The following is a 26,021-nucleotide window of genomic DNA, read 5'->3' as shown; positions in this document are numbered from 1 at the left end:
ATCAGGAAGAATGCAATAAAAACAGTATACGCGCGGCCGGCCCGTAAGGAGCTATCAGGCCGTCGCCGATACCCGCTCGCCCGCACGCCACCAGACGATGAGCGCGCCCAACGCCACGACGCCGAGCGCGGCAAACGCCATGCGCCATGACGAGTGTGCGACGATAGTGCCCGCCAGCGCCGGGCTGAACGCCGCGCCCGCACCCTGCATCAGCATGATGACGCTCTGTCCGGCATTGACATGCCCGGAGCCGCGCAGTGCGTTGACAATATAGCCCGGCACCGCGACGCCTAAAATCCCGGCGGCGACGCCATCAAGGATTTGCACCGGTATCACGGACAGCGGCCCGGCAAAGCTTGCCGCGAGCGCGGCGCGTACTGGCAGCACAATCAGCGCAATCAGAATAAGCCTGCGATAGCCATAGCGCTGCGCCTGCGCGGAGGTAAAGAGCGCGACCGGGATCATGACGCACTGCGAAATCACTACCGTCGCCGCGGCGTAAAGCCCCGGACTCCACAGACTGCTGCCGGTGGCCGCTACCCGCATGCTTAGCATCGGCAGCAGCGCGGCGTTGCCGAGATGAAACAGCAGCAGCGTTAACCCGGTTGTGATAAGCACCGGGTTACGCAGCAGCACAGAGAGTTGGGGTACGGCACGGGCCGGATCGCCTTCTTCAAGACCGCGCGCTACATCATGATCGATATCCCGTTCACGGATCGCCAGCACGCAAAGCGCGGTGAAAAAAGCCATGCCGGTCATCAGAATAAACACCGCGCCGATGCCCCACAGCCACATCGCGACGCCCGCCAGCACCGCCGCCACCATATTGCCGCCGTGATTAAACGCTTCGTTGCGGCCCATCTGACGGGTGAAGCCATGCTGGCCGGTCAGGCCGAGCGTGATCCCGGCGACAAGCGGCCCAATCAACGCGGCAGCAAGCCCGGAGACGATTTGCGACACGACGGCGACGCTGTAATGCGTGCTGTACCAGAGCAGCAGCGTCGCGAGCGTCACCAGTGCGCAGCAAGCCAGCAGTAACAGGCGCTTTTTACGGGTGGCGTCGATCATAATCCCGGCTGGCACCGTCGCCAGCAGCGCGGCAATCCCGCCCGCCGTCATCACAAAGCCAATGTCATCCGGCCGCCAGTGCCGCTCCGTCAGAAAAATGCCCAGAAAAGGCCCCAGCCCATCGCGCACATCCGCCAGAAAAAAGCTCATCAGGCAGAGCGCCTGTAGCGATCGCAGCATTGGTTTGATCTCCCTGTGATCCTTGAAGGTACGTCATAGCGTTATCGTGTTGTTATCACAAAAGTATGAAGGCAATAGAAAAAGTCACACAACGTTAACGTAACCAAATGAAACGAGCGAGGCGGGGCAGTACAGGGCAGGTTGACATCGCCGCTGATAGTTTAGTACTTTCTAAATTTAGAATAATCTAAACTATATACCATGACCGATCTCAATGCGTTACATACCCAGGCCAACAAAGCCGCTGCGCTACTTAAGACGCTAAGCCACCCGCAGCGGTTGCTGATTTTGTGCGTGCTCATAGAAAACCCCGGCACAGAAGCTGGTGAGCTGTGCCGAATGAGCGGACTCAGCGCCTCGGCGACCTCTCAACATCTGGCGCGCATGAAAGCGGAAGGGCTGATAGCAGGCGTTCGCGAGGCGCGGTTTATTCGCTATCACATCCGAAACGAGGCGGTCGTGGCGGTAGTGCATACGCTTAAAAATATTTACTGTCCTGGAGAATAAAATGTCATCAATGTTAATTACGCCTGCGCAAGTGAACGCGCTTTCCGGGCAAAGGATCATGCTGATTGATATCCGTGGGCAGGATGAGTGGCGGCGGGAACATCTCGCTGGTGCCCGCGCTTTACCGCTGGAGCAAATCCAGCCCGGCTGTTTTGATAAAGACGAACTGGCGCAAACCGACATGGTCATCTTTCACTGTCAGAGCGGGATGCGCACGGAGAAAGCTCAACAGCAACTGACAGCGGCAGCGCACCCGGCAAACGTGCGGATAATGCAGGGAGGCCTGAACGCGTGGAAAGCGGCGGGTTTGCCGGTCATTACTGACCGCCGCCAGCCCTTACCGCTGATGCGTCAGGTACAAATTGTTGCTGGCGCGCTGGCGCTCGGCGGCACGCTCGCGGGCGCGACGGTTACGCCTGCGTTTTATATTATTCCGGCGTTCGTCGGTGCCGGGCTGATGTTCGCTGGCATCACAGGCTGGTGCGGGATGGCGAAACTGCTGGCCGTGATGCCCTGGAATAAATAACGGGTCTTTTGAATCTCACTTGCAATAGCGCGCGTCATATAGTTGTGTTGTACAACTATATCTTCGAGGGCAATGTGAATGTCAATTGAACCGCAACTGGTTGAAAACATCCGTGTGGCTTCGCGTCTGATGGTGCGTGAGCTGGGCTTTAAGAATCAGACGCTTGCGGCAACCGACTACTCTCCCTCCGTTGTCCATACGCTGCTTGAGGCAGAGCATTGCGGCACGATCACGGCGGCGCATCTGGTACAGGTTTTAGGGCTTGAGAAATCCAGCGTCAGCCGCATGCTGGCGAAACTTGTTATGGCCGGTGAATTACAGGAAACGGGTTCTGCTGATGATGCGAGAAGCAAGTTGCTACGTCTTACTGCGCAAGGGAAAACGACGGTGGCGAAGATCAACCAGTATGGCAATGAGCGTGTTATTACCGCACTAAAAAACCTGTCTGCGCACCAGCGTGAGACGGTTTCGCAAGGGCTTACGCATTATGCCCAGGCTTTGCAAGCCTGCCGTAACGGCGCGAAACAGGTGTTACGCGATATCGACGTGTTGCTCAACAACACTAATATTGAGACGCTTATCGACCCTGTTCGGCATCCCGCTGTGGTCAACTCGGTGATTAACCACGGTCTGGCGCCGCTTTCCGGGAAATACGCCACGCCGCAAAGCTGGGCTGCGGTGGAACAGGCGATCCGCAACGCGTTGTTGCGCTTTGAACCGCGGATTATTTCCGCATCGCTGGTGGTGCGCCCGAAGCGGCAGTCCACGCCGGGTACGACGCTGCTGTTTGAGATTGCCGCCTTGCTTTACTGGCAGCCGGAGCCGGTCGGTCTGGTGGTCAGCGGCAGTTACGATACTGAAACGGAAAAAACGACGCTTAAGGCGTTGTAGGCCCAAAAGAGGCGTTATGCCTCTTTTGAGTTGCTGGATGAAACCGACGGACAATGGAAAGGTGCCAAATCCTTCTGGCAGGGGGTATTAATCCGTTACAGGCCGTTCTGTTATTTTTCACAGCGCGTCATTAAATAACGCGCACACAGAAATAACAAAGACGCTTATTTGCGAAAGAATAAAACATTTCGCGCCGAAACTATATTCCATGTTTCGCTCTCCCGGAGCATATCAGAGGCTGTGTTAAGTCAACTATCATTAGTTGCGGAGTGTTATAATTACTGCGCCGTCAGAGCGCGATATCCCGTCAAAGATGACTGCACGACAAAAAATAAAAAAGCCGCGGGTGGGGCGGCTTAAAACCTGTATTCAGGTGGCTGCGGATGGTAGAGGGTTAACCGGTATTAATCAAGTAATGGACAGGTTCTTCCTGCAAAACCACTATATTTTGTAGCTGTTTGCGCGTGGCGGTGTCATTACTTTTCATTACTAATTACTGCGAACCGGTTAGCCTGTTACAACAGGGTTGCAGACGAATTATTATGTGTTGCTTTGATGATTCTGAATAAAAAGAGCTAGCTGGTGTTTTCAGAAAAACGAAAAGCCAGCGGTGAATGGCTGGCTTTTACGAGCAGGCGGCTCCTTATTTAAGGTAAATTTCTTTAACCAGTCAGGAGCCGCTCAGGAATAACGCGCCTTTCAGGCAGCCCAGATTTCACCGTTCAGGCGCACCAGCTCGGAGAGCGAGCCGCCGTCGGCGGTAAATTCACGAATGCGATGCACGTCGCTGTCGTTATTTTTCACGTAGCGGTGAATCGCCTCCAGCGCGCTGCTGGCGTTCAGCGGGCGGGCATAGCGCTCAAGTTTATCAAGCAGGCGCAGAATATCCTCGCCAATAGTGCGCTGCTCGCCAGTGCTAACATCCGTCAGCGTACCCTCCAGCCCATAACGGCAGGCCTGAAAACGGTTAAACCGGTAAATCAGGTAATCCTCAGCCTTATGTTTATAAGGACGTTCTTCCAGCAGCCAGTGGGAAATCGCCTGAATAAATCCGGCGATATTAATGGCGCGCTCCAGCGTTAATGGCGTATCCATTACGCGCACTTCCACGGTGCCAAAGCCGGGGCTCGGGCGAATATCCCAGTGCAAATCTTTAATCGACTCCACGACCTTCGTGCTTTCCAGGCGCGCGTACATGTTCTCGAACTGCGTCCAGTCGGCGGCAAACGGGGCCGGGCCGTTATCCGGGAAGGCCGAGAAAATATTGAGTCTTGAGGAGGCAAACCCGGTATCTGCGCCCTGCATATATGGCGAAGACGCCGACAGCGCCACAAAATGCGGCACAAAGCGCGACAGCCCGTGCAGCAGATACATCACCTCTTCCCCGTTGCGGCAGCCCACATGCACATGCTGGCCAAAGACGGTGGCCTGCTTGATGAGATAGCCGAACAGCTCCAGCGTGCGGGCGTAACGTTCGCTGGCGCAGACTTCCTGGCGCTGCCATTTCTGAAACGGATGCGTGCCGCCGCCGCTTATCATCAGATGATATTGCTGGGCGCAGGCCAGGATCTCACGCTGCATGGCGGCGAATTCGGCCGCCACCTGATTGATATCACGGCAGACGCCGGTCGCAATTTCCAGCATGCTTTCGGTGATATCGTGCTTCACTTCACCCGCCGTGACGCGGCTCTCCAGCGCGCTAATCAGCGTCGAGGAATCCTGGCTTAAATTAAAACCGGGCGGGCTGACCACCTGAAGCTCCAGTTCAACGCCCAGAGTGTAGGGTTCGGAAGAGGCAAACGGTTTAAGGGGCATTGGCAGCTCGCTTATCAGTAAAGTGTTTGCTCCAAGTATAGTCATGCGAAATCATCCAGTTGCGGTGAAAACGCTCAGATAAAACCGAGTTCCGGCGGGCGGTTTTCCCGCAGCGTAATCGCTATCTTCCTGGTTTCACTCCTGATATAACTTTTTATTAACAACCATCAGGAGGAGTGCTTGTGGCTTATTTCAACCATTACGATCAGCAGGTCGGCGCGCCAGTGCCGGACTGGAAAGGCGCACGGATGCCTGAGCGCACAACGCTTGCCGGGCGCTACTGCACGCTGGCACCGCTGAATGCCGACGCGCACGCCGCCGCGCTGCTGGCGGCATATCAGGACGCGCCGGACGATCGCGACTGGACGTGGCTTGCAAGCGATCGTCCCGACACGCTCGCGCAGTGCCATGAGTGGGTGACGCAAAAAGTGATGGATCCGTCGCTGGTGCCTTTCGCGGTGATGGATAACGCGCGCGGCGAGGCGGTCGGGCTGGTCTGCTTTATGCGTATTGATAAAGCAAACGGCGTGCTGGAGATAGGCCACGTGACCTGGTCGCCGCGCATGAAAAACCGCGTCACCGGCACCGAGGCGCTGTGGCTGTTGATGCGCGACGCCTTTGAGCACGGTTTCCGCCGCGTGGAGTGGAAGTGCGATTCGATGAACACCGCCTCGCGCCGCGCCGCCGAAAGGCTCGGCTTCACGTATGAAGGGCGACTGCGTCAGATGATGGTGCGTAAAGGCCGCAACCGCGATTCCGAGTGGTTTTCACTGCTTGATAGCGAATGGCCGCAGGCGGATGCCGCGCTGCGCGCCTGGCTGTCGCCGGAGAATTTTACCGCCGATGGCGTACAGAAACAGCCGCTCAGCCACTTCCGGGCGCGTTCACAAGCGTGAGGATCTGCTGCGCCTCCTGACGCCAGTGCAGCGTAAAGCATTGCGCTTGCGTGAACGGCCCGAGCGGGCAGGCGAGGCGCAGCGTTAATTGCTGGTCGTCCAGCGCGACGACTTTCGCGCAATCAAAACCGAACCAGTCGCCCACCTGCGGGAACAGCGCTTTAAAAAGGCTCTCTTTAGCGGAAAACGCCAGCGTCAGGGCGCAGGCGAAAGGCAGCGGTGTGCGGGCCAGCAGCGCGCGTTCTTCGTTGTCGATAATGCCGGGTGCCAGCTCGCGCGCCGTCTGGGCGTCCATCAGATTTTCAGCGTCAATCCCGATGCCACCCGGCGTGGTAATAACCGCAGCCCAGGCGCGGTGGCCGGTGTGCGTAATGCTGCCGGTAAACCCAGCGGGCCAGCGCGGTTCGCGGTGCGCACCGATGCCGGGCGGGGAGAATGGCGCGCCAGCCGCGCGCAGTGCGGCGACGGCAGCGATACGGCCCGCCAGATGCTCAGCCTGACGCCGCGCGACAGCATTCGCCAGCATGGCGTGGTGCGGCAGCCACAGCAGATCGGCAGGTGTGAAAGTGTCGGAAGCGAAATCAACGCGCCAGAGCGTGTGGCCGGCGAAGGTGAATGAAGTGAGGGTGGTCTGCATCGGAAAAAGGCGGGCATCGCTGCCCGCCGTCGTCATTATCAGAAATGCGTGTTGATGCCCATGAACCAGGTACGGCCCGATTCGTTATAAGTTTCCGCCCCCGCGCCATACATCCAGGCGTTGGTGGTGGCGTTACCGGTGGTCTGGGCGTTGCCCGCGCGCCAGTGGCGCTTGTCAAAGACGTTATCGACACCCGCCGTCAGGCTCACGTTTTTGGTCACGTCCCAGGTGCCGCTGAGGCCGACGATGCTGTAAGGGCTGACTTCATTGGTGCCGCTGTCGGTCACGCGTTGGCCCTTATAGTTGTACATCTTCGGCTTCTGACGGCCATACCAGGTGAGCGTGCTTTGCAGCGACAGATCGTCTCGCACCTGCCAGCTCAGCGTTGAGTTGAGCGTAAACTCCGGGATGATCGACAACCGATCGCCGGTGGTTTTGTTCTTACTCTGCAACATCCAGGTCAGGTTGTTGCTCCACTGAACGGTGTCGGTGACCGGCAGGTTCAGCGTGCCCTCAAGCCCTTCAACCACGGCTTTCGGCACGTTTTCCCACTGGTAGAGATCCGTTTTATTGCTGACGGCTGTGACGCGGGTATAGCCAGCTTCAATTTTGTCGTGGTAGTCGTTACGGAACCAGGTCAGGCCCGCCTGATAACCATCCTGCTTATACTCAAGACCAATCTCTTTGTTGACGCTGGTCTCTGCCTTCAGATCTTCATTACCCATCAGATAGCAGCCAGTATTGGTGGCGCTGGCGTAGCAGCCCTGGCCGCGGCTGTAGAGAATGTAGTTATCGTTGGTCTGATAGAGGCTCGGCGCTTTGTAGGCGCGCGCGATGCCCATTTTCAGCGTTACCGCGTCGGTCAGCGCCTGCGTCAGGTTCAGCGCCGGGCTCCAGTTGTTGCCAACGATGGTATGGTGATCGAAGCGCAGCGACGGGGTCAGCGTGGTGCTGTCGGTGAGCTGCATATTGTCTTCTGCGAACAGCGAGAAGATCTCCGCTTTGGCATACGGGCTGCGGTTGGTGGAATCGACGCCAGGGATAGCGCCGCCGCTGGTGGAGCCGGTCAACGCCTGCGCGGTGGAGGTGCCATCCTTCATGCGCTGCTGATTCCACTCGGTGCCGAGCGTCAGGTTCTGGTTCACCAGCCAGTCGAAGGGAATGCTCACTTCGCTGTGCAGCAGCACGTCGCTCAGGTTGATATCGGAGAATTTCTCGCTGTTAAACAGCCCTTCCAGGCCGCCCGTCAGCCCTTCGCCGAGACGCGAGTTGCGCGTGTGTTCATACTGGGCATACGTGTTGGTGGTCACGCCGTTATCCCAGCCGCCGGTCCAAGTGACCGCGTAGTTCTGGCGATAGAGACGGTTCGTTTCCTTGCCGTAGTATTTTTTCACCAGTCCGTTGGTTTTGTTGTCGTTGTTGGTGTTCTGGGTGTCGCCCGCGTAAAGGTTGCCCTGGCGGCTGTAGCCCGCTTCAAACTCCAGCGCCTGCATCGGCGCGAATTCCCAGCGTACCTGGCCGTTAATATCTTTGTTCACCACCCCTTCGCGCCCGGCGGGCAGGGTATCGGCGTAGCTGCCGGTGCGCAGTGATTCATGCCCGGCGTTGATGTCCTGCGCGTCGGCCTGGGTTTTCGCCAGGTTGCCATACAGGCGGAAACTGACGCTGTCGCCAAGTGGCCCGGTGAGGCTGAAGTTGGTGCGTTTGGTCGCGCCTTCGGCTTTATGTTCCGGCACATCGAAGTAGCTGTTCCAGCTGCCGTGCCATTCGTTGCTGCTGCGTTTGGTGATGATATTCACCACGCCGCCCGCCGCGCCGTTGCCGTAGCGTGCGGCAGCGGGGCCGCGCAGCACCTCGATGCGCTCGATCATCTCCGGCGGCACCCAGGCGGTATCGCCGCGGCTGTCGCGCTCGCCGCGCCAGCCCTGACGCACCGAGTTACGGCTGCTGACGGGCTTGCCGTCAATCAGGATCAGCGTGTTTTCCGGGCCCATCCCGCGGATATCGATCTGGCGGTTGTTGCCGCGCTGGCCGCTGGTGGAGTTGCCGGTCAGGTTGACGCCCGGCATGGTGCGGATGATTTCCGACACATCGCGCGCGGGCGGGTTTTTGCGGATTTCATCGGCGGTAATGGTCGAGACGCCGGGGGCCTGAAGGTTTTGTTGTGCGGCGGTGACGACAATGGTGTCATCGCCGTCGGTTGCTTTGCCATCTACCGGGGCGGTGCTGTCCTGCGCCCATGCGGGCAGCGCAGCGCCATACATTCCCAAATTAATCAGCATCGCCAGAGAGAGGGGGAGCTTTTTATTCATTTTGTATCCTGCTGTCTCTGCTGCGGCCCGGAAGTCCTTCCCCAGTGGGGCAGGGCGCAGCATGGAATAGGCCAGAGCCGCCTTGCGCGTAACCCGCTCATCCCGGAGCGGCAGCACGCAAACGCCTGGTCGGTTTAAGGTTTTGAGTGAAAGACGCGCTTCCCACAGCGCGTCAATACGCTATTGCAAATGCAAATAATTATCAATAATATTATCATCAAATTATCCGGGTTCACGTAAACCCATGATATTTAACATTACTGACAAGGAGCTGAACGGTGGCGGAGCATGCGGCGGGAAGTGAGGCCTGGTGGCAGGCGAAACAGGCGCAGGGCATTCCGGAGATAGCCAGTGCCGCGCCGGGAACCTGTCACGTGACCTTCTGGTGGCGCGATTCGGCAGGCGATGAAACTACGTCTGATATAAAACGCGTGTGGATTTACATCACCGGCATCACCGATCACCACAAGCCCTCCGCGCCGCAGTCGCTTACGCGTCTGCCGGGCACCGATGCCTGGTACTGGCGCACCGAACTACACGCCGCCTGGCGCGGCAGCTACTGTTTTATCCCGTCCACAAAAACCGATGATTTCGCCCCCGACGCTTTTGCCGACGCCCCGGCGCGCCACGCGCTGCGCGAAGGCTGGCGCAGGCTGCTGCCGCAGGCCGTTCCCGACCCATTCAACCCGCACCACTGGCGCGGCGGCCGCGGCCATCCGGTCAGCGCGCTACATTTGCCTGACGCGCCCGCGCAGCCGGGCTGGGAGGAGAGCGACGTGGCCTGCGCGCCTGCGCAGGAATTTCTCTGGCAAAGCGAAAAGCTCGGCAACACGCGTCGCGTATGGCTCTTTACCACCGGCGGTGATGACGCGCCCCTGACGCGCCCGCTCGCTATTCTGCTGGATGGCCAGTTCTGGGCGCACAGCCAGCCGGTGTGGCCCGCGCTCCAGATGCTCACTAACAGCGGTGTGCTGCCGCCTGCCGTCTATCTGCTGGTGGATGTGATTGATACCGCGCACCGCAGCCGGGAACTCCCCTGCAACGCCGCCTTCTGGGAGGCGCTGTGGCATGAACTGCTGCCCCAGGCGCGCGCTTATTCGCAGTGGCGTGAAACCCCGGAAACTACCGTCGTCGCCGGGCAGAGCTTTGGCGGGCTTTCCGCGCTCTATGCGGGGCTGCGTTGGCCGCAGCGCTTCGGTTGTGTGCTGAGCCAGTCCGGCTCGTTCTGGTGGCCGAAGCGTGAGGCGAACGGTGAGGGCGGCTGGCTGGTTGAAGAACTGGCCGCGGGCCGTTTCGATCCGCGCGGATTGCGTATTTTTCTTGAAGCGGGCCTCCATGAACCGCTCATTTTGCAGGCCAATCAGCGCCTGGTTTCTGTATTACAACGGACACAGCAGCCGCTTTTCTGGCGTCAGGTTGACGGCGGACACGATGCGCTTTGCTGGCGCGGCGGGCTGACCGAAGGGCTGGCCGCGCTCTGGGCAGACACACCCGCCCCGGCGCGTTTTTTAAGACAGGAGTGACGTATGGAATTCAGTAATCCCTTCGATAACACGCAGGGCCGTTTCTGGCTGCTCGAAAATCATCATCAACAGTTAAGCCTCTGGCCGGAGCCGTGCGCGCTGCCGCCGGGCTGGCGCGTGGTGGCCGCGCCGCAGCCCTTTGAGGTGTGCGAGGCGTGGCTCAATGAGCACGGGCAGGCGCTCAATCCCGCCCATTTTGCACACCAGAACGCGGCGCGAGGTTAACGTGACGGATATAACGCTCACCCCTGTGGAACATGACACCGTCTCGCTGCCGCTGGTGGCGGCGCAGCCTGGCATCTGGATGGCTGAAAAACTCTCCAGCCAGACTAACGCCTGGAGCGTGGCGCATTATGTTGAGCTGAACGGCACGCTGGACGCGCCGCTACTGGCGCGCGCTATCGTGGCGGGCATGATGGAAGCCGATACGTTACGAATGCGTTTTGAGGAGCGCGACGGTATTGTTACGCAGCAGTTTGACGCAACGCTCACCTTTGCTACGCCTGAAATCATCGATCTGCGTCGCGAGGTCTGCCCGCAGACCGCCGCGCAGCGCCTGATGCATGCCGATCTGGAGCAGGATCTGCGCGTCACTCGTGGCAAACCGCTGGCGCATCATGCGCTGCTGCGCGTCGGCGAGACGCACTGGTTCTGGTATCAGCGTTATCATCATCTGGTGGTCGATGGCTTTAGTTTCACGGCGATCACCCGCCGTATCGCTGATATTTACGGCAGCCTGCGCCGGGGCGAACAGCCCGACGCGTCGCCGTTCGTCCCCTTTAAAGAGGTGGTTGATGAATACGGGCGCTATCAGGCATCAGACGCCTGCGCACGCGACGCCGCCTTCTGGGCGCAGCAGGTGCGCGAACTGCCGCCGCCAGCGACGCTCTCTGACCAGCCGCTTACCGGGCAATCTTCCACCACCTCGCTAATTCGCCGCTCGCTGCGCTTTAATGACGCCCACTTCGCTACGCTTCTGGCGAGCAGTGACGGGCTGGCCGCGCCGGACGTGGCGCTGGCGCTGGTGGCGCTCTGGCTTGGCCGCCTGAGCGGGCGCGACGTCTACAGCGCCGGTTTTATCTTTATGCGCCGCATCGGCTCTGCCGCGTTGTGCGCCACCGGCCCGGTGCTGAACGTGCTGCCTTGCCCGGTGCGCATTGAGCCTGGACAGACGCTGGCGCAGTTCGCCGACGCCTTTGCGAAGACGCTCAAAAGGCTGCGCCGTCATCAGCGCTATGACGCCGAGCAGGTGCTGCGCGACGCGGGCAAAGTGGCGCAGCAGACGCCGCTCTACGGCCCGGTGCTGAACCTGAAAATGTTTGATTACCGGCTCGATTTCGATGGCGTCGAGGGGATAACCCATCAGCTCGCCTCGGGGCCGGTAAAAGATCTTGAAATCGCGCTCTACATCGATGAACAGGGCGGTGTGACGCTGGAACTGCTCGCCAATCAGCAGCGCTATGATGCCGCGCAGATTGAGCGTCATCTCGCCCGTCTACCGCATCTGCTCACACAGTTTGCGGCTAACCCGGCGCTTGCGTGCGCGCAGGCGGATCTGCTGGATGACGACGACTACGCGCTGATTGAACGTGTTAACCAGACCGCCGTACCCCTGCCGCTGGAGACGCTCAGCGGTCTGCTGGCGAAACAGGCGCAGGCGACGCCGCAGGCCCCGGCGCTTGCGGACGCGCGCTATGCCTTTACCTACCGTGAAATGCGTGAGCAAGTGCTTACGCTTGCGGCGGAGCTGGTGCGTCGCGGTGTAAAACCGGGCGATGTGGTGGCTGTCGCGCTGCCGCGCTCGGTCTTTCTTTCACTGGCGCTACAGGCCATTGTGGAAGCGGGCGCGGCCTGGCTGCCGCTCGACACCGGCTACCCGGACGATCGCCTGCAAATGATGCTGGAGGATGCCCGTCCGGCGCTGCTGATTACCGCCGCCTCAGAGCAGGGGCGTTTCGCGCATATCCCGAGCCTGCCTGTGTTCTGCTACGACGCGCCGCTGCCAGTCAGCGATCCACAGCCGCTCGCGCGCTCGCGCCCGGCGCACACCGCCTATGTGATTTTTACCTCCGGCTCCACCGGACGGCCGAAGGGCGTCATGGTCGGCCAGACCGCTATCGTTAACCGGCTGTTGTGGATGCAAAGCCAGTATCCGCTCGGCGCGGATGACGTCGTGCTGCAAAAAACGCCGTGCAGTTTTGATGTGTCGGTATGGGAGTTTTTCTGGCCGCTTATCGTCGGCGCGCGGCTGGTGATGGCACCGCCACAGGCGCACCGCGATCCGCAGGCGCTTCAGACACTGTTTGCGCGCTGGCGGGTGACGACGACCCATTTTGTGCCGTCGATGCTGGCGGCGTTTGTCGGCGCGCTCACCACTGAAGCGGCGATCGGTGCCTGCGCGTCGCTGCGCCAGGTGTTCTGTAGCGGCGAAGCGCTGCCGACTGAACTGTGCCGCGACTGGGAGCGGCTCACCGCCGTGCCGCTGCATAACCTCTACGGCCCGACGGAGGCGGCGGTGGACGTGAGCGGGTATCCGGCTTTCGGCGCGGCGCTTTCTCAGGTGAAGGGGGCCAGCGTGCCGATTGGCTTCCCGGTGTGGAATACCGGCCTGCGCATTCTCGACAGCCTGATGCGCCCGGTGCCGCCGGGCATGGCGGGCGATCTCTATCTCACTGGCATTCAGCTGGCCCAGGGCTATCTCGGCCGCCCGGATCTGACCGCCAGCCGCTTTATCGCCGATCCGTTTGTACCAGGCGAGCGTATGTACCGCACCGGTGACGTGGCGCGCTGGCTGCCGGACGGCGCGGTGGAATATCTCGGACGCAGTGACGATCAGCTTAAAATCCGCGGCCAGCGCATTGAGCCTGGCGAGATTGATCGCGTGATGCAGAGCCTGCCGCATGTGGCGCAGGCGGTGACGCACGCCTGCGTGCTGAATAGCCATGCCGAAACGGGAGGCGATGCGCGCCAGCTGGTGGGGTATCTGGTCTCCGCCTCCGGCGTGACGCTGGATGTCGCCGCACTGCGTGCGCGCTTAAGCGCATTGCTTCCCGCGCATATGGTGCCGGTGACGCTTATTCAGTTGCCTGCGCTGCCGCTCAGCGCCAACGGCAAGCTGGATCGCAAAGCGCTGCCGTTGCCGCAGCTCGCCGCGCGCGAGCCGGGCAGGGCGGTAGCGCCGGGCATGGAAACCACGATCGCCCATGCGTTTTCTGAACTCTTAGGCGTTGAAGTGACCGACGCGCAGGCGGATTTCTTCGCGCTCGGCGGCCATTCGCTGCTGGCGATGCGTCTGGCGGCAAGGCTCACGCGCGAGCTGAAACGTACTGTTACGGTCGGGCAGGTGATGATTGCCTCGACGGTGGAAAAACTCGCGACGGCCGTTGAGGCCATACAAAGTGAGGCGCAGGCAGAGCAGGCGGGTTTTGGCGCTATTTTGCCGCTGCGTGAAGGTAACGGGCCGACGCTGTTCTGTTTCCATCCGGCGTCAGGTTTCGCCTGGCAGTTCAGCGTTCTGCAACGCTGGCTATCGCCGCGCTGGGCAATAACGGGCATTCAGTCGCCACGTCCGGACGGGCCGATGCAGCAGTGCGCGTCGGTGGATGAACTGTGCGACCGCCATTATGCGACGCTTCGCGAGCAGCAGCCGCACGGGCCGTACTGGTTGTTTGGCTATTCGCTCGGCGGGACGATTGCGCACGGCGTCGCCGCGCGGTTGCAGGCGGCAGGCGAGGAGGTGGCGTTTCTCGGGTTGCTCGACACCTGGCCGCCGGAAACGCAGAACTGGCAGGAGAAGGGCGGGCGCGAGCCTGATCCGGAAGTGCTGGCGGAGATCGAGCGCGAGCGGGCGGCATTTGTGAGCGCGCAACAGGGGCAGGGGTCGACGAGGCTTTTTGAAACCATCGAAGGCAATTACGCCGACGCGGTGCGGCTGCTCTCTACCGCGCGCAGTACGCGCTTTGAGGGGGACGCGACGCTGTTTGTCGCCGAACGCACCGTGACGCCGGGCCTTGATCCGTTTGAGGCATGGGCGCCGTGGACGCGAGCGCTTGACGTGCATCGTGTCGATTGCGCGCATGTGGAGATTATCTCCCCGCAGGCGTTTGAGGTGATTGGCCCGGTCTTGCGGGAGATGCTCGGGTAGGTTTTGGGTTATGGGGTGGGTATGACGGTGGGTGCGCTGCGCTTACCCACCCTACGAACACCGGGTACCTGGATTAACGGTGGGTGCGCTGCGTTTACCCACCCTACGAACATTGAGTCTCTGGATTTATGTAGGGCGGGTAAGCGTAGCGCACCCGCCACGTTACCTCGCCCGCCATATATGCGCTATGCCAGGCGCGGGTACGCTTCGGCTATCGGGCTGCCGGTGAAATTCGCGATCCAGCCTTCCGGGTTATCGAAAATGCGGATCGCCGTGAAATGCGGCTCAGAACCCATATCAAACCAGTGCGGGGTGCCAGCGGGCACCGAAATCAAATCGTTCTTCTCGCACAACACCTGATACACCTTGTCGCCGATATGCAGACAGAACAGCCCGGCGCCTTCCACGAAAAACCGCACTTCATCTTCGCCGTGGGTATGCTCATTGAGAAACTTGCCGCGTAGCGCCTCTTTCTGCGGGTTATCGGCGCGCATGCTGATCACATCCCAGCTCTGGTAGCCTTTTTCCGCCACCAGTTGGTCGATCGCGTGCTGATAGGCGGTCAACACCGCCTCCGGCGTCGGGTTATCGCCGAGATCGCGGTCGGCCTGCCAGCGTTCGAAACGCACGCCCTGCGCGTTAAGCTGTTCGCGGATAGCATCGGCGTCGGTGCTCTGCCACAGCGGTTCGCTGGCACCGTTATCGGCAAAAATCGTCAGTGCGCTCATGTCGGGATCTGCTCCGGGTGAATGTCATCGAAACTGGAAACCTGGCGGTGGGTGCTTTGCGTATCAGGCTCGCCGCGGATGAGCTGGACTGTTTTCCAGCCCGCTTCGCGCGCGGCGTCCAGCTCCTCGCGGATATCCGAGAGAAACAGCATCTGATGCACCGGCACGCCGGTTTTCATGGAGATATTGCGGTACGACGACACCTGGCGTTTGGCGCCGACGTGCGTATCGAAAAAGCCGCTCAGAAGCTCCGTGACGTCGCCGTAATCGCTGTGGCTAAAGAGCAGCTTCTGCGCGGGAACGGAGCCGGAGGAGTAGATATAAATATCGATATCCTCATCGCTCCAGCGGCGCAGCGCGGGCACAACATCCGGGTAGAGATGGCCGGTGAAATCGCCGTTTATGTAGCCTTCGCGCCAGATATAGCCCTGAATCGATTTCAGCGCGGGGGATTTGCGGTCTTCATCCATAAATTTGAAGAGCGTTTCAATCAGCTGATCCACCGACGCGGCGGGCGCGTGGATCTCGCCGCGCAGCTCATTGAGCAGCAGATTCACCGGCTCGCGCTGTTCGCCCGAGCGGATAAAACGCTCCAGACGCTCGCGCGCATAGGGGAAAAGGACGTTATGAACGAAGCGAATATCGGTCGTGGTGCCTTCAATATCGGTAACTATGGCGCGGATCATGCTCTCTCCAGCAGGCGTCGCTGCATTTCACATTCAAACAGAAATTCGAGCCCCTCCAGATGGCGACGCGCGACGGCGACATCGCTCCCCCAGCAGGTCAGCCCGTGGCCGCGCAGCAGAAACCCGTAGCGCAGCGGGAACTGGCGGTGGTGACGCGCAATGCGCTCCGCCAGAGCATCAATATCCTGATCGTTATCGAAAATGGCAACAGGCACATCATCAAGATGCGTAATTTGTCCTGCCAGCGATTTCTGCATCTCGTAGCCGCACAGATGCAGCGCGTCGCTTTTCTCCACGCGCGACAGCACCGTCGCGTTAACGGTATGCACGTGCAGCACGCAATTCGCCTCCGGGAACAGGCGATAAATCAGGGTATGCAGGCCGGTTTCGGCGGACGGTTTACGGCCGGACGGCGCGAGGTTAGTGGCAATGTCCACCTGCAGAAAATCGTCTGTCGTCAGGCTGCCTTTATCCTTGCCCGATTCGCTCAGCCAGCACCAGCGCGCGTCTTCGCGCAGCGACATATTGCCGCCGGTAGCGGGCGCCCAGCCCTTCGCGCCTATCCAGTGACAGGCGGCCACCAGCGCTTCCAGTTGGCTCTCTTTACTCATCGCATCCCCGCAGGCATATCGTTAGCGTTTAGACGTCTAAGCGTCTTGATTGCCAGAGAGTAGCATCGTGTTATAGTGTCGGCAACAGACAGATAACACCAAAACAACACGACACCGCGCGAAAGGATCAGCCGTTATGAGCCATACCCCGTTGACGCCAGAAAGCAAACTGCCCGCGCTGGGCACGACCATCTTTACCCGCATGAGCGCGCTGGCGCAGCAGCACCAGGCGATTAACCTGTCGCAAGGGTTTCCGGATTTCGACGGCCCGCGCTATTTACAGGAGCGACTGGCGCACCACGTGGCGGCGGGCGCGAACCAGTATGCGCCCATGACGGGCGTGCAGGCGCTGCGTGAAGCGATCGCTGATAAAACCGAGGCGCTCTACGGCCACCGTCCGGACGCCAACAGCGATGTCACCGTCACCGCGGGGGCTACCGAGGCGCTCTACGCGGCGATTACCGCGCTGGTGCGCCCCGGCGATGAAGTGATCTGCTTCGATCCGAGCTACGATAGCTACGCGCCTGCCGTAGCGCTGTCCGGCGGCGTGCTGAAGCGCATCGCCCTGACGCCGCCGCATTTTCGCGTGGACTGGGCGCAGTTCGCCGCGCTGCTCTCTGACCGCACCCGGCTGGTTATTCTCAACACGCCACATAATCCGTCAGCTACCGTCTGGCGTAGCGCGGATTTCGCCGCGCTCTGGGCGGCCATCGCGGAACGTGAAATCTATGTGCTGAGTGATGAAGTCTATGAGCATATCTGCTTTGCCGAAGAAGGCCACGCCAGCGTGCTGGCGCATCCGCAGTTGCGCGAGCGGGCGATCGCGGTGTCGTCATTCGGCAAGACCTATCACATGACCGGCTGGAAAGTAGGCTACTGCGTGGCGCCCGCCGCGCTCAGCGCCGAGCTTCGCAAAGTGCACCAGTATCTGACGTTTTCCGTAAATACGCCTGCGCAGCTGGCGCTGGCGGATATGCTGCGCGCCGAGCCTGCGCATTATCTTGATTTGCCGGATTTCTACCGGGCGCGCCGCGACCGTTTTATTCAGGCGCTCGGCGACAGCCGCTTTAAAATCCTGCCCTGCGAAGGCACCTATTTTTTGCTGGCGGATTACAGCGCCATCTCAACGCTTGATGACGTGAGTTTCTGCGAATGGTTGACCACGGAAGCGGGCGTCGCCGCCATTCCGCTGTCGGTGTTCTGCGACGCGCCGTTTCCGCACAAGCTGATTCGCCTCTGCTTCGCCAAACAGGAAGCGACGCTGCTCGCCGCCGCGGAGCGTCTGGCGCGGTTATAAGGTGGGCTGATCGGGCGATGCCGCGCTGCGGCGTTGCGCCGCCGGCACGTCGCGCAGGAAGTGCTGCTCGATGAGCGACACAAAGCTCACGAAAGAGGCATTCGTTAACGACGCGCGGTTATAGATAAGGTAGTAATCATACTGCGGCAGGCTGAAGTTCAGCTTCACCGGCCGCAGCCCGAACACCTGACCGTAACGGCGCAGGGTCGGCGCAGGCAGAATGCCGACAAAATCGGTGCTGCCAATTACCGCCATAATCGAGGAGAGCGAATTGCTGGTAAATGCGATTTGCCGCTCGCCGAAAAGCTCAGCCGACTGTACATGGAACTGTTTCTGGCCTTCCGCAGTGCCGTTAAACAGCGTGAATTTCTCCTGCGCGAGCGCGGCTTCATCGGCATGTGCGCCAAGCCGCGGGTGCTTTTCGCTGCACACCAGTACCGTCTCTTCGCTAAAGCAGTGTTTGCAAATCACCGAATGGCTGGCCACTGGCGCCATACCAATAATTAAATCCGCCTTGCGATAGGCCAGCAGATCCTCCACGGTCTCGCTGGCAAGCGTGGTGTCGTAATGCTCCAGCTCGAAATCGTAATGCTCGCGAAACGCGCTGACTAACGCCGGCAGATGATCGGCGGCGAGGGCAGGCGGGCAATAGAGCACGAAGTTTTTACGCAGCGGCGCGCCCTGCATGATGTTGATGGTCTGCTCAAGCTGGTTCAGGTTGTCTTCCAGGTAGTGATGCAGATTAGTGCCAACGGTGGTGGGCGTGATGCCTTTGCCGGAGCGAACAAAGAGCGGATCGTTTAGCTGATTGCGCAGCCGCTGTAGCGACTGGCTTATCGCGGAAGGCGTCAGGAACAGAGCTTCTGCCGCCTTGCTGACGCTGCGATATAAATAGATGCACTCGAAGATCACCAGAAGATTGAGATCAAACTTTTTCAAATCCTGCAAATTTGCCATGACAGCCTCGCAACGAGACGAAAAGGGGATTTTTATGGTTTATCTGTTCTCAGTAAATGATAGATAAGGAATATGTTTTTGCGCAGGCGAGACGGGGCGTAATCTTAAAAATCCACTCTTTCTCACACCCTTTGCAGGCGGGAGCGTTGTTAAATATTCCCTATCAGAGCCATAGGCAGGAATAATCTTCACGTGCGTTGCCCTTTAGGCAGGGGAGTGTTCTAATCGAAGGAACGTCTGCGTCGCAAAACACCGCGCGCAACGCTTTCGCCAGCACGCTGGCTCTGCTGTGGCCTGCGGGTATCTCAGCGCTCAGGCCGCCCGTTGAGGTGGCTTTTTTATTTTTTCGCGAGACGGCGAGAAACGTTCACTAAGGTTGGCCCGGATCAGTTGTTAGCTATTGCTTATTGATTTGATAACGCAAACGCATTGGCCTGGGTTACGAAAATTCGATACCTTACATCCCATCGAAAACACGGAGGAAGTATAGATGTCCTTGATTAATACCAAAATCAAACCTTTCAAAAACATGGCGTTCAAAAACGGTGAGTTCATCGAAGTTACCGAGAAAAACACGGAAGGCCGCTGGAGCGTATTCTTCTTCTATCCTGCTGACTTTACCTTCGTATGCCCGACCGAACTGGGCGACGTGGCTGACCACTACGAAGAGCTGCAGAAACTGGGCGTAGACGTTTACTCCGTTTCTACTGACACCCACTTCACCCACAAAGCGTGGCACAGCAGCTCCGACACCATCGCGAAAATCAAATACACGATGATCGGCGACCCGACCGGTGCTCTGACCCGTAACTTCGAAATCATGCGTGAAGACGAAGGTCTGGCTGACCGCGGTACGTTCATCGTTGACCCGCAGGGTGTTATCCAGGCTATCGAAATCACTGCTGAAGGTATCGGCCGTGACGCGTCTGACCTGCTGCGTAAAATCAAAGCGGCTCAGTATGTAGCCTCTCACCCAGGCGAAGTGTGCCCGGCTAAATGGAAAGAAGGCGAAGCGACCTTAGCTCCGTCTCTGGACCTGGTTGGCAAAATCTAATTTTTTCTGTCGTCTTTCACGCTACAGGTGCGTTGGCTGCGCTTACTCACCCCGGTCACTTACTGATGTAAGCTCCCGGGGATTCCTAAGCTTGCCGCCTTCCTGTAACGCGAAATACTCGGAAAAAGGCATTATCACGGGTGCAGTCTTGCACCCGTTTTTTTGAAAACGCTTTTACGCACTCTCATTTAAGTTGCATCGCGGCGGCGCTGCACTGAGGCGGCTTAAATGAGGAAGCGTAAGCTCAGGAGAAAATTATGCTCGACACAAATATGAAAACCCAACTCAAGGCTTATCTTGAGCGTCTGACAAAGCCTGTTGAGTTAGTGGCCACACTGGATGACAGCGCGAAATCGGCAGAGATCAAAGAACTGCTGCTGGAAATCGCCGAGCTGTCTGACAAAGTCTCCTTCAGGGAAGACAACACGCTCGCAGCGCGCAAACCTTCATTTTTGATTACTAACCCGGGTTCCACCCAGGGGCCGCGCTTTGCAGGCTCTCCGCTGGGTCACGAATTTACGTCGCTGGTGCTGGCGCTGCTGTGGACCGGCGGTCATCCGTCGAAAGAAGCGCAGTCGCTGCTTGAGCAGATCCGAGACCTGGACGGCGATTTCGAATTTGAAACCTACTACTCGCTCTCCTGCCACAACTGCCCGGACGTGGTGCAGGCGCTGAACCTGATGTCCGTGCTGAACCCGCGCATTAAACACACGGCGATTGACGGCGCGGTATTCCAGAATGAAATCACCGAGCGCAACGTAATGGGCGTTCCGGCGGTCTTCATGAACGGCGTGGAATTCGGTTCTGGCCGTATGACGCTTGCCGAAATCGTGGCGAAAGTGGATACCGGCGCTGAAAAACGCGCGGCGGAAGAGCTGAACCAGCGCGACGCTTACGATGTGCTGATTGTTGGCTCCGGCCCGGCGGGCGCGGCGGCGGCGATTTACTCCGCACGTAAAGGCATCCGTACCGGCCTGATGGGCGAGCGTTTCGGTGGTCAGGTGCTGGATACCGTAGACATCGAAAACTACATCTCTGTGCCGAAAACCGAAGGCCAGAAACTGGCGGGCGCGCTGAAGGCGCACGTGGATGATTACGATGTTGACGTTATCGACACCCAGAGCGCGACGAAGCTGATTCCGGCGGCGAGCGAAGGCGGCCTGCACCAGATTGAAACAGCCTCCGGCGCGGTGCTGAAAGCACGCAGCGTGATCGTGGCGACCGGCGCGAAATGGCGCAACATGGGCGTACCGGGTGAAGATCAGTATCGCACCAAAGGCGTGACCTACTGCCCGCACTGTGACGGCCCGCTGTTTAAAGGCAAACGCGTCGCGGTGATCGGCGGCGGTAACTCCGGCGTGGAAGCGGCTATCGACCTCGCGGGGATCGTTGAGCACGTAACGCTGCTGGAATTTGCGCCGGAGATGAAAGCCGACCAGGTGTTGCAGGATAAACTGCGCAGCCTGAAAAACGTCGACATCATCCTGAACGCGATGACCACCGAAGTGAAAGGCGACGGCACGAAGCTGACCGGCCTTGATTATCAGGATCGCGTAACGGGGTCTGTGAAGCATCTGGAAGTGGCGGGGATCTTCGTTCAGATCGGTCTGCTGCCGAACACCACCTGGCTTGAAGGCGCTATCGAGCGTAACCGCATGGGCGAGATTATCATCGACGCCAAATGCGAGACCAGCGTGAAAGGCGTATTCGCCGCGGGCGACTGCACCACCGTGCCATACAAACAGATTATCATCGCCACTGGCGAAGGCGCGAAAGCCTCCCTGAGCGCGTTTGATTATCTGATTCGCACCAAAACCGCATAAAAAGAAAGTAAGACACCTGCGTAAAAGCCGCCCTCAGGGGCGGCTTTTTTATTGGCGGTTTGGGTGGATGATCTGTTGTAACTGGCGGGTAAGCGCAGCGCACCCGCCACCCCGGCATTCAGTAGTTGTAGGGCGGGTAAGCAACGCGCACCCGCCAATACTCCTCCCAAAATTTAACGCACCACAAACACCGGCACGTGCGCGTGGCGTACCACGCTTGACGCGTTCGAGCCTAACAGGTGGGTGCTGATAGACGGATCGCGCGAACCAATCACCACCACGTCGGCGTGTAACTCTTTAGCCATCGCGTTAACTTCATCACGCACGCTGCCAAAACGCACATGGCTGCGCAGACGCGATTCCGGCAGGGTGAAATGCTGCTTCAGGGTTTGCAGGCGCTGGTTCGCCTCGGCCTCTAAATGTTCTTCAAAACGGCGGATATCGGCGGCGAAGCGGTGCAGGCTCAGATTCGCCGAGCCCGGCAGCACATGCAGCAGATGAATAATTCCCTCCTCCTGCGCCAGAAACTCCGCGTGGCGAATTGCTTTGTCGCTCAGCTCCATTTCAAACACATCTACAGGCATCAGAATGGTGTTGTACATCGTCACTCCTCCTTTAGCGGTTATCAACGTGCTTATTAAACCCTGTTTTTGTCAGGGATACTTTTATTGACCCGACAAATTTGTGTTTTTTTACGCAGCCGCTTTCGCCAGGAAAACTCTCAAAGCCGCGGCACTGGCGGCGGATCCGGCGGCTCGCGGCCCATCCCGACTACCCTTGGTGTAGACTAGATGAACTTTCGCACTGGAACCTCTCTCTTTTTACCGTCTGCCAGGAGGTCGTAATGAAGGCGTTAACCTACCACGGGCCGCATAACGTTAAGGTCGAAAATGTCCCGGACCCGATTATCGAGGCGCAGGACGATATTATTCTGCGCGTCACCGCGACCGCGATTTGCGGCTCCGATTTGCACCTCTATCGCGGCAAAATTCCGCAGGTTCATCACGGCGACATTTTTGGCCATGAATTTATGGGCGAAGTGGTGGAAACCGGCAGCGCGGTGAAGGACATTCGTAAAGGCGACCGCGTGGTGATCCCGTTCGTTATTGCCTGCGGCGACTGCTTTTTCTGCAAACTTCAGCAATATTCCGCCTGTGAAAACACCAATAAAGGCACCGGCGCGGCGCTGAATAAAAAGCAGATCCCGGCTCCCGCGGCGCTGTTTGGCTACAGCCACCTCTATGGCGGCATTCCGGGCGGCCAGGCAGAGTATGTGCGCGTGCCGAAGGGCAACGTCGGGCCGTTTAAAGTGCCGCCGGTGCTTTCTGACGATAAAGCGCTGTTCCTCTCCGATATCCTGCCGACGGCGTGGCAGGCGGTGAAAAACGGCCAGGTACAGAAAGGCTCTCAGGTAGCGATTTACGGCGCAGGCCCGGTGGGGCTGCTCAGCGCCGCCTGCGCGCGACTGCTCGGCGCAGAACAGATCTTTATGGTCGACCACAACGATTATCGTCTCGCCTTTGCAAAAGAGCGTTATGGGGTTATCCCGATTAACTTCGATGAAAATGACGATCCGGCGGCGTTTATTATCGAAAACACGCCGGGCAACCGCGGCGTGGACGCCGTTATCGATGCGGTCGGGTTTGAGGCCAAAGGCAGCCTGACGGAAACCGTGCTATCGAATCTCAAAATCGAAGGCAGCAGCGGCAAAGCGCTGCGCCAGTGCATCGCGGCGGTGCGTCGCGGTGGCGTGGTGAGCGTGCCCGGCGTCTATGCGGGCTTTATCCACGGCTTTCTCTTTGGCGATGCGTTCGATAAAGGCATCAGCTTTAAGATGGGCCAGACGCACGTGCACGCATTCCTGCCGGAGCTGTTACCGCTTATCGAGCAGGGCTTGCTGACGCCGGAAGAGATAGTCACACACTACCTACCGCTGGAAGATGCCGCGCGCGGCTATAAGATTTTTGAGAAGCGCGAAGAGGAGTGCCGCAAGGTGATTCTGGTGCCGGGTGCCGCGACGCCTGAAGCCGCGCGGGAGAAAGTCACCGCACTGATGAACGCGCCGTTACAGCCGTTGCAGCCGTAATTTTCAGCAAATAAAAACAGAAAGAGGATGCCCTGGCATCCTCTTATTTTTTGCCGCAGACGGGCGGTTAAAGGCGGTATTCGCCCGCCGCTTCCGGCTGGTAGAGCAACTCAAGCACTTCGATATGCGTTTCGCTGCCGTCCGGCAGCGGCCAGCGAATGGCATCGCCCACGCGCAGGCCAAGCAGCGCCGCGCCCACCGGCGCCATGACTGACAGCGCTTCCGGGCTGCTGCCCGCGTTTTGCGGATAGACCAGCAGGCGCTCGTAAGTTTCGCCGCTCGCCAGATCGCGGAATTTCACCCGGCTGTTCATCGTCACCACATCTTCCGGCATCGCCTGCGGGCTAACCATCCGGGCGCGATCCAGCTCATCGTTCAGTGCGTCAGCCACCGGCAGGCGCGCGAACGCCGGCTGCTCCAGCAGGCTGTCGAGACGTTCAGCATCGAGTTCGTTGATGATAAGGGCAGGTCGGGACATTTCTTACTCCATGTCATTGAATCAGGCGGCGTTTCGCCGCTAACAAGCGTCCAAAGAAAAACCCTCACCGTCAAAACGATGAGGGTCCGCGTCAGGGGATGATACTCAGCCTTGCGCGCCGTTTGAAGTGAGCCAGCTCACGAAACGCGGCTTAAAGCAGGATGCTCCCCACGGCTGCCAGCAGGAAGGCGATGGAGCCCAGCAGGGTTTCCATCACGGTCCAGGTTTTCAGCGTGGTTTTCTCGTCCATTTCAAGGAAGCGGCCTACCAGCCAGAAACCGGAGTCGTTGACGTGCGAGAGCACCGTCGCGCCGCCCGCGATGGCGATAACGATAAAGCAGAGGTCGAACTGGCTTAGGCCAGGCGTCGCCTGCACCATCGGCGCTACCAGCGCGGCGGTGGTGGTCAGCGCGACCGTCGCCGAGCCTTGCGCCACGCGCAGCGCGGTGGAGATAACAAACGCTGCGAGAATCACTGGCATACCGGTATCGGAAAGCACGCCCGCCAGCGCGTCGCCGATGCCGCTGGCGCGCAGCACGCCGCCGAACATGCCGCCTGCGCCGGTCACCAGAATAATCCCGCAGATAGGGCCAAGCGCGCCGTCGCAGATTTTCTCCAGGTGCTGGCGGCTGTGGTTGCGGCTGAACACCATCAGCGCGAAAAAGACGGTAATCAGCAGCGCGACCGGGGTTTTGCCAAGCATACGCAGGAAGTTCACCACGCTGTTATCGGCGCTGACCCAGCCCAGCACTTTGGCGGTATTGAGGCCGGTATCAAGGAAAATCAGCAGCAGTGGCAGCAGCAGGATGGTGATCACCATGCCGAATGACGGCGGGCGGTGCGTCGGATCGGCCTCCACTTCGCCAAGGAAAGAAGAGGGCAGCTTAATGTCGAATTTTTTACCGGCGTACTGGCCATACAGATAGCCGCCGAAATACCAGGTCGGGATCGCGATAATCAATCCGACAATCACCAGCAGGCCGATATTGGCGCCCAGCAGTTCGCTCGCCGCAACCGGGCCCGGATGCGGCGGCACCAGCGCATGCATGGCCGCAAACGCGCCCGCCGCCGGGAAGGCGTATTTCAGCGTCGAGCCGCCAAAGCGTTTCGCCACGCTGAAGATAATGGGTAGCATGACGACCAGACCTGCGTCAAAGAAGATCGGGAAGCCAAACAGCAGCGAGGCGACGCCGAGCGCGAAGGGCGCGCGATGTTCACCGAATTTGTTAATCAGCGTATCGGCCAGCACTTTCGCGCCACCGGACACTTCCAGCAGACGGCCTATCATCGCGCCGATGCCCACCAGCAGCGCGACGCCTGCAAGCGTACTGCCAAAACCGGTCAGCAGCGTAGGCACAACTTTATCAAACGGCACTTTAGTCAACAGCGCCACCACAATACTGACCAGGGTAAGCGCAAGAAAAGCATGCACTTTAAAGCGCATGATAAGTACCAGCAGCAGTACAACGGCCCCGGCAGCAATGCCAAGCAGCGTACCGGCGCTATAAGCGAAAGTGGTTTCTGTCATCGTTATTATCCTCAAGATGGGTACAGTGAAACCGTAGCCTGGTCGGCGGTTTTCTCACTGATACCGGTAACATGATACCGATAACATGTGGCGGCTTGTAAACAGGGTCTGTCATATTTATTAACATTTTGAGATCACCGTCAAACTCCCGCGCGACGGAGGCTTTTCGCTTTCCGTTACATATATCGCTTCACCGATCTGTCAAATTTTCCGGTACGTTTTTTTCAGCAAATCACCAGATTTGTTGGCGATATCCAGCTTTTTTGCTGTGAAG

General features: G+C 59.2%; 22 protein-coding genes. 11 read left to right on the top strand and 11 right to left on the bottom strand.

From position 1 onward, the window contains the following. Positions 1-54: 54 nt before the first annotated feature. Entirely contained in the window at positions 55-1,248 is a 1,194-nt protein-coding gene (locus AFK66_RS13750) for an MFS transporter (protein WP_007781667.1), read from the bottom strand. A 201-nt stretch (positions 1,249-1,449) separates the two neighbouring features. Between AFK66_RS13750 and AFK66_RS13745 the strand changes: the two genes are divergently transcribed. The 3 genes from AFK66_RS13745 (at position 1,450) to AFK66_RS23035 (ending at position 3,172) form a co-directional block, all read left to right on the top strand. Continuing rightward, positions 1,450-1,755: an ArsR/SmtB family transcription factor gene (locus AFK66_RS13745; protein ID WP_007781669.1), complete on the top strand. Its 306-nt coding sequence runs from the start codon at positions 1,450-1,452 to the stop codon at positions 1,753-1,755. Position 1,756: 1 nt separating this feature from the next. Next, positions 1,757-2,281: a rhodanese-like domain-containing protein gene (locus AFK66_RS13740; RefSeq protein WP_007781671.1), complete on the top strand. Its 525-nt coding sequence runs from the start codon at positions 1,757-1,759 to the stop codon at positions 2,279-2,281. A 78-nt stretch (positions 2,282-2,359) separates the two neighbouring features. Next, on the top strand, positions 2,360-3,172 hold the full coding sequence (locus AFK66_RS23035; protein ID WP_007781674.1) for a GPW/gp25 family protein: 813 nt from the start codon (positions 2,360-2,362) through the stop codon (positions 3,170-3,172). A 699-nt stretch (positions 3,173-3,871) separates the two neighbouring features. Here AFK66_RS23035 and AFK66_RS13725 read toward each other — a convergent pair. Further along, complete coding sequence (locus AFK66_RS13725) at positions 3,872-4,987, bottom strand: YbdK family carboxylate-amine ligase (protein WP_032967989.1); 1,116 nt, start codon at positions 4,985-4,987, stop codon at positions 3,872-3,874. A 182-nt stretch (positions 4,988-5,169) separates the two neighbouring features. Here AFK66_RS13725 and AFK66_RS13720 point away from each other — a divergent pair, with 182 nt between their 5' ends. After that, positions 5,170-5,883: a GNAT family N-acetyltransferase gene (locus tag AFK66_RS13720; protein WP_007781679.1), complete on the top strand. Its 714-nt coding sequence runs from the start codon at positions 5,170-5,172 to the stop codon at positions 5,881-5,883. Here AFK66_RS13720 and entD read toward each other — a convergent pair. Together entD and AFK66_RS13710 are read right to left on the bottom strand one after the other, a co-directional pair. After that, positions 5,852-6,520 (bottom strand): enterobactin synthase subunit EntD, encoded by a 669-nt coding sequence (gene entD, locus AFK66_RS13715; protein WP_165688907.1) that lies wholly within the window; start codon positions 6,518-6,520, stop codon positions 5,852-5,854. The genes AFK66_RS13720 and entD overlap by 32 nt on opposite strands. Positions 6,521-6,558: 38 nt before the next feature. Continuing rightward, on the bottom strand, positions 6,559-8,832 hold the full coding sequence (locus AFK66_RS13710) for a TonB-dependent siderophore receptor (protein WP_007781689.1): 2,274 nt from the start codon (positions 8,830-8,832) through the stop codon (positions 6,559-6,561). Between the two features lie 278 nt (positions 8,833-9,110). Between AFK66_RS13710 and fes the strand changes: the two genes are divergently transcribed. From fes to AFK66_RS13695, 3 genes are all read left to right on the top strand, one after another. After that, complete coding sequence (gene fes / locus AFK66_RS13705) at positions 9,111-10,355, top strand: enterochelin esterase (protein WP_023899174.1); 1,245 nt, start codon at positions 9,111-9,113, stop codon at positions 10,353-10,355. Positions 10,356-10,358: 3 nt separating this feature from the next. Then, positions 10,359-10,580, top strand: a complete 222-nt coding sequence (locus AFK66_RS13700) for an MbtH family protein (RefSeq protein ID WP_007781694.1) — start codon at positions 10,359-10,361, stop codon at positions 10,578-10,580. 79 nt (positions 10,581-10,659) lie between these two features. Next, a complete protein-coding gene (locus tag AFK66_RS13695; RefSeq protein ID WP_236610883.1) occupies positions 10,660-14,499 on the top strand; it encodes an enterobactin synthase subunit F in 3,840 nt (1,279 codons plus the stop codon). Between the two features lie 185 nt (positions 14,500-14,684). On the opposite strand, the gene AFK66_RS13690 is transcribed toward AFK66_RS13695, so the two are convergent. Genes AFK66_RS13690 through AFK66_RS13680 form a run of 3 tightly spaced genes read right to left on the bottom strand, consistent with a single transcriptional unit; the run spans position 14,685 to position 16,524 of the window. Further along, entirely contained in the window at positions 14,685-15,227 is a 543-nt protein-coding gene (locus AFK66_RS13690; protein ID WP_007781698.1) for a 1,2-dihydroxy-3-keto-5-methylthiopentene dioxygenase, read from the bottom strand. After that, positions 15,224-15,913 (bottom strand): acireductone synthase, encoded by a 690-nt coding sequence (mtnC, locus tag AFK66_RS13685; protein WP_007781700.1) that lies wholly within the window; start codon positions 15,911-15,913, stop codon positions 15,224-15,226. Before mtnC ends, AFK66_RS13690 begins: the two co-directional genes overlap by 4 nt. Continuing rightward, complete coding sequence (locus AFK66_RS13680) at positions 15,910-16,524, bottom strand: methylthioribulose 1-phosphate dehydratase (RefSeq protein ID WP_007781703.1); 615 nt, start codon at positions 16,522-16,524, stop codon at positions 15,910-15,912. The genes mtnC and AFK66_RS13680 overlap by 4 nt, the downstream gene beginning before the upstream one ends. Before the next feature lie 136 nt (positions 16,525-16,660). On the opposite strand from AFK66_RS13680, the gene AFK66_RS13675 reads away from it, so the two are divergent. After that, positions 16,661-17,821 (top strand): pyridoxal phosphate-dependent aminotransferase, encoded by a 1,161-nt coding sequence (locus AFK66_RS13675; RefSeq protein WP_007781705.1) that lies wholly within the window; start codon positions 16,661-16,663, stop codon positions 17,819-17,821. Here AFK66_RS13675 and citR read toward each other — a convergent pair. After that, a complete protein-coding gene (gene citR / locus AFK66_RS13670) occupies positions 17,816-18,778 on the bottom strand; it encodes a DNA-binding transcriptional repressor CitR (RefSeq protein WP_007781708.1) in 963 nt (320 codons plus the stop codon). The genes AFK66_RS13675 and citR overlap by 6 nt on opposite strands. Before the next feature lie 490 nt (positions 18,779-19,268). On the opposite strand from citR, the gene ahpC reads away from it, so the two are divergent. Both ahpC and ahpF read left to right on the top strand, forming a co-directional pair. Further along, positions 19,269-19,832 carry an alkyl hydroperoxide reductase subunit C gene (gene ahpC / locus AFK66_RS13665; RefSeq protein WP_007781710.1) on the top strand — a complete coding sequence of 188 codons (564 nt, stop codon included), beginning with the start codon at positions 19,269-19,271 and terminating at the stop codon, positions 19,830-19,832. 257 nt (positions 19,833-20,089) lie between these two features. Next, complete coding sequence (ahpF, locus tag AFK66_RS13660; protein WP_007781713.1) at positions 20,090-21,655, top strand: alkyl hydroperoxide reductase subunit F; 1,566 nt, start codon at positions 20,090-20,092, stop codon at positions 21,653-21,655. Positions 21,656-21,828: 173 nt separating this feature from the next. On the opposite strand, the gene uspG is transcribed toward ahpF, so the two are convergent. Beyond that, positions 21,829-22,257, bottom strand: coding sequence for a universal stress protein UspG (uspG, locus tag AFK66_RS13655; protein WP_007781716.1), 429 nt, complete (start codon positions 22,255-22,257; stop codon positions 21,829-21,831). Positions 22,258-22,499: 242 nt separating this feature from the next. Between uspG and AFK66_RS13650 the strand changes: the two genes are divergently transcribed. Next, entirely contained in the window at positions 22,500-23,741 is a 1,242-nt protein-coding gene (locus AFK66_RS13650; RefSeq protein ID WP_007897560.1) for a zinc-dependent alcohol dehydrogenase, read from the top strand. A 67-nt stretch (positions 23,742-23,808) separates the two neighbouring features. Here the strand turns inward: AFK66_RS13650 and rnk are convergent, their stop codons facing one another. Both rnk and AFK66_RS13640 read right to left on the bottom strand, forming a co-directional pair. After that, on the bottom strand, positions 23,809-24,219 hold the full coding sequence (gene rnk, locus AFK66_RS13645; RefSeq protein WP_004387228.1) for a nucleoside diphosphate kinase regulator: 411 nt from the start codon (positions 24,217-24,219) through the stop codon (positions 23,809-23,811). A 151-nt stretch (positions 24,220-24,370) separates the two neighbouring features. After that, positions 24,371-25,747, bottom strand: a complete 1,377-nt coding sequence (locus AFK66_RS13640; RefSeq protein WP_023899169.1) for a GntP family permease — start codon at positions 25,745-25,747, stop codon at positions 24,371-24,373. Positions 25,748-26,021 lie beyond the last annotated feature (274 nt).

The organism is Cronobacter malonaticus LMG 23826 (assembly GCF_001277215.2).
Classification (GTDB): domain Bacteria; phylum Pseudomonadota; class Gammaproteobacteria; order Enterobacterales; family Enterobacteriaceae; genus Cronobacter; species Cronobacter malonaticus.
This window is presented reverse-complemented; position numbering and strand designations above follow the sequence as displayed.

Bases quoted from the DNA above. Each gene is read 5' to 3' on its own strand.
- AFK66_RS13750 (WP_007781667.1), bottom strand. From the start codon at position 1,248: ATGCTGCGATCGCTACAGGCGCTCTGCCTGATGAGCTTTTTTCTGGCG.
- AFK66_RS13745 (WP_007781669.1), top strand. From the start codon at position 1,450: ATGACCGATCTCAATGCGTTACATACCCAGGCCAACAAAGCCGCTGCG.
- AFK66_RS13740 (WP_007781671.1), top strand. From the start codon at position 1,757: ATGTCATCAATGTTAATTACGCCTGCGCAAGTGAACGCGCTTTCCGGG.
- AFK66_RS23035 (WP_007781674.1), top strand. From the start codon at position 2,360: ATGTCAATTGAACCGCAACTGGTTGAAAACATCCGTGTGGCTTCGCGT.
- AFK66_RS13725 (WP_032967989.1), bottom strand. From the start codon at position 4,987: ATGCCCCTTAAACCGTTTGCCTCTTCCGAACCCTACACTCTGGGCGTT.
- entD (WP_165688907.1), bottom strand. From the start codon at position 6,520: ATGCAGACCACCCTCACTTCATTCACCTTCGCCGGCCACACGCTCTGG.
- AFK66_RS13710 (WP_007781689.1), bottom strand. From the start codon at position 8,832: ATGAATAAAAAGCTCCCCCTCTCTCTGGCGATGCTGATTAATTTGGGA.
- AFK66_RS13700 (WP_007781694.1), top strand. From the start codon at position 10,359: ATGGAATTCAGTAATCCCTTCGATAACACGCAGGGCCGTTTCTGGCTG.
- AFK66_RS13695 (WP_236610883.1), top strand. From the start codon at position 10,660: ATGGCTGAAAAACTCTCCAGCCAGACTAACGCCTGGAGCGTGGCGCAT.
- AFK66_RS13690 (WP_007781698.1), bottom strand. From the start codon at position 15,227: ATGAGCGCACTGACGATTTTTGCCGATAACGGTGCCAGCGAACCGCTG.
- mtnC (WP_007781700.1), bottom strand. From the start codon at position 15,913: ATGATCCGCGCCATAGTTACCGATATTGAAGGCACCACGACCGATATT.
- AFK66_RS13680 (WP_007781703.1), bottom strand. From the start codon at position 16,524: ATGAGTAAAGAGAGCCAACTGGAAGCGCTGGTGGCCGCCTGTCACTGG.
- AFK66_RS13675 (WP_007781705.1), top strand. From the start codon at position 16,661: ATGAGCCATACCCCGTTGACGCCAGAAAGCAAACTGCCCGCGCTGGGC.
- citR (WP_007781708.1), bottom strand. From the start codon at position 18,778: ATGGCAAATTTGCAGGATTTGAAAAAGTTTGATCTCAATCTTCTGGTG.
- ahpC (WP_007781710.1), top strand. From the start codon at position 19,269: ATGTCCTTGATTAATACCAAAATCAAACCTTTCAAAAACATGGCGTTC.
- ahpF (WP_007781713.1), top strand. From the start codon at position 20,090: ATGCTCGACACAAATATGAAAACCCAACTCAAGGCTTATCTTGAGCGT.
- uspG (WP_007781716.1), bottom strand. From the start codon at position 22,257: ATGTACAACACCATTCTGATGCCTGTAGATGTGTTTGAAATGGAGCTG.
- AFK66_RS13650 (WP_007897560.1), top strand. From the start codon at position 22,500: ATGAAGGCGTTAACCTACCACGGGCCGCATAACGTTAAGGTCGAAAAT.
- rnk (WP_004387228.1), bottom strand. From the start codon at position 24,219: ATGTCCCGACCTGCCCTTATCATCAACGAACTCGATGCTGAACGTCTC.
- AFK66_RS13640 (WP_023899169.1), bottom strand. From the start codon at position 25,747: ATGACAGAAACCACTTTCGCTTATAGCGCCGGTACGCTGCTTGGCATT.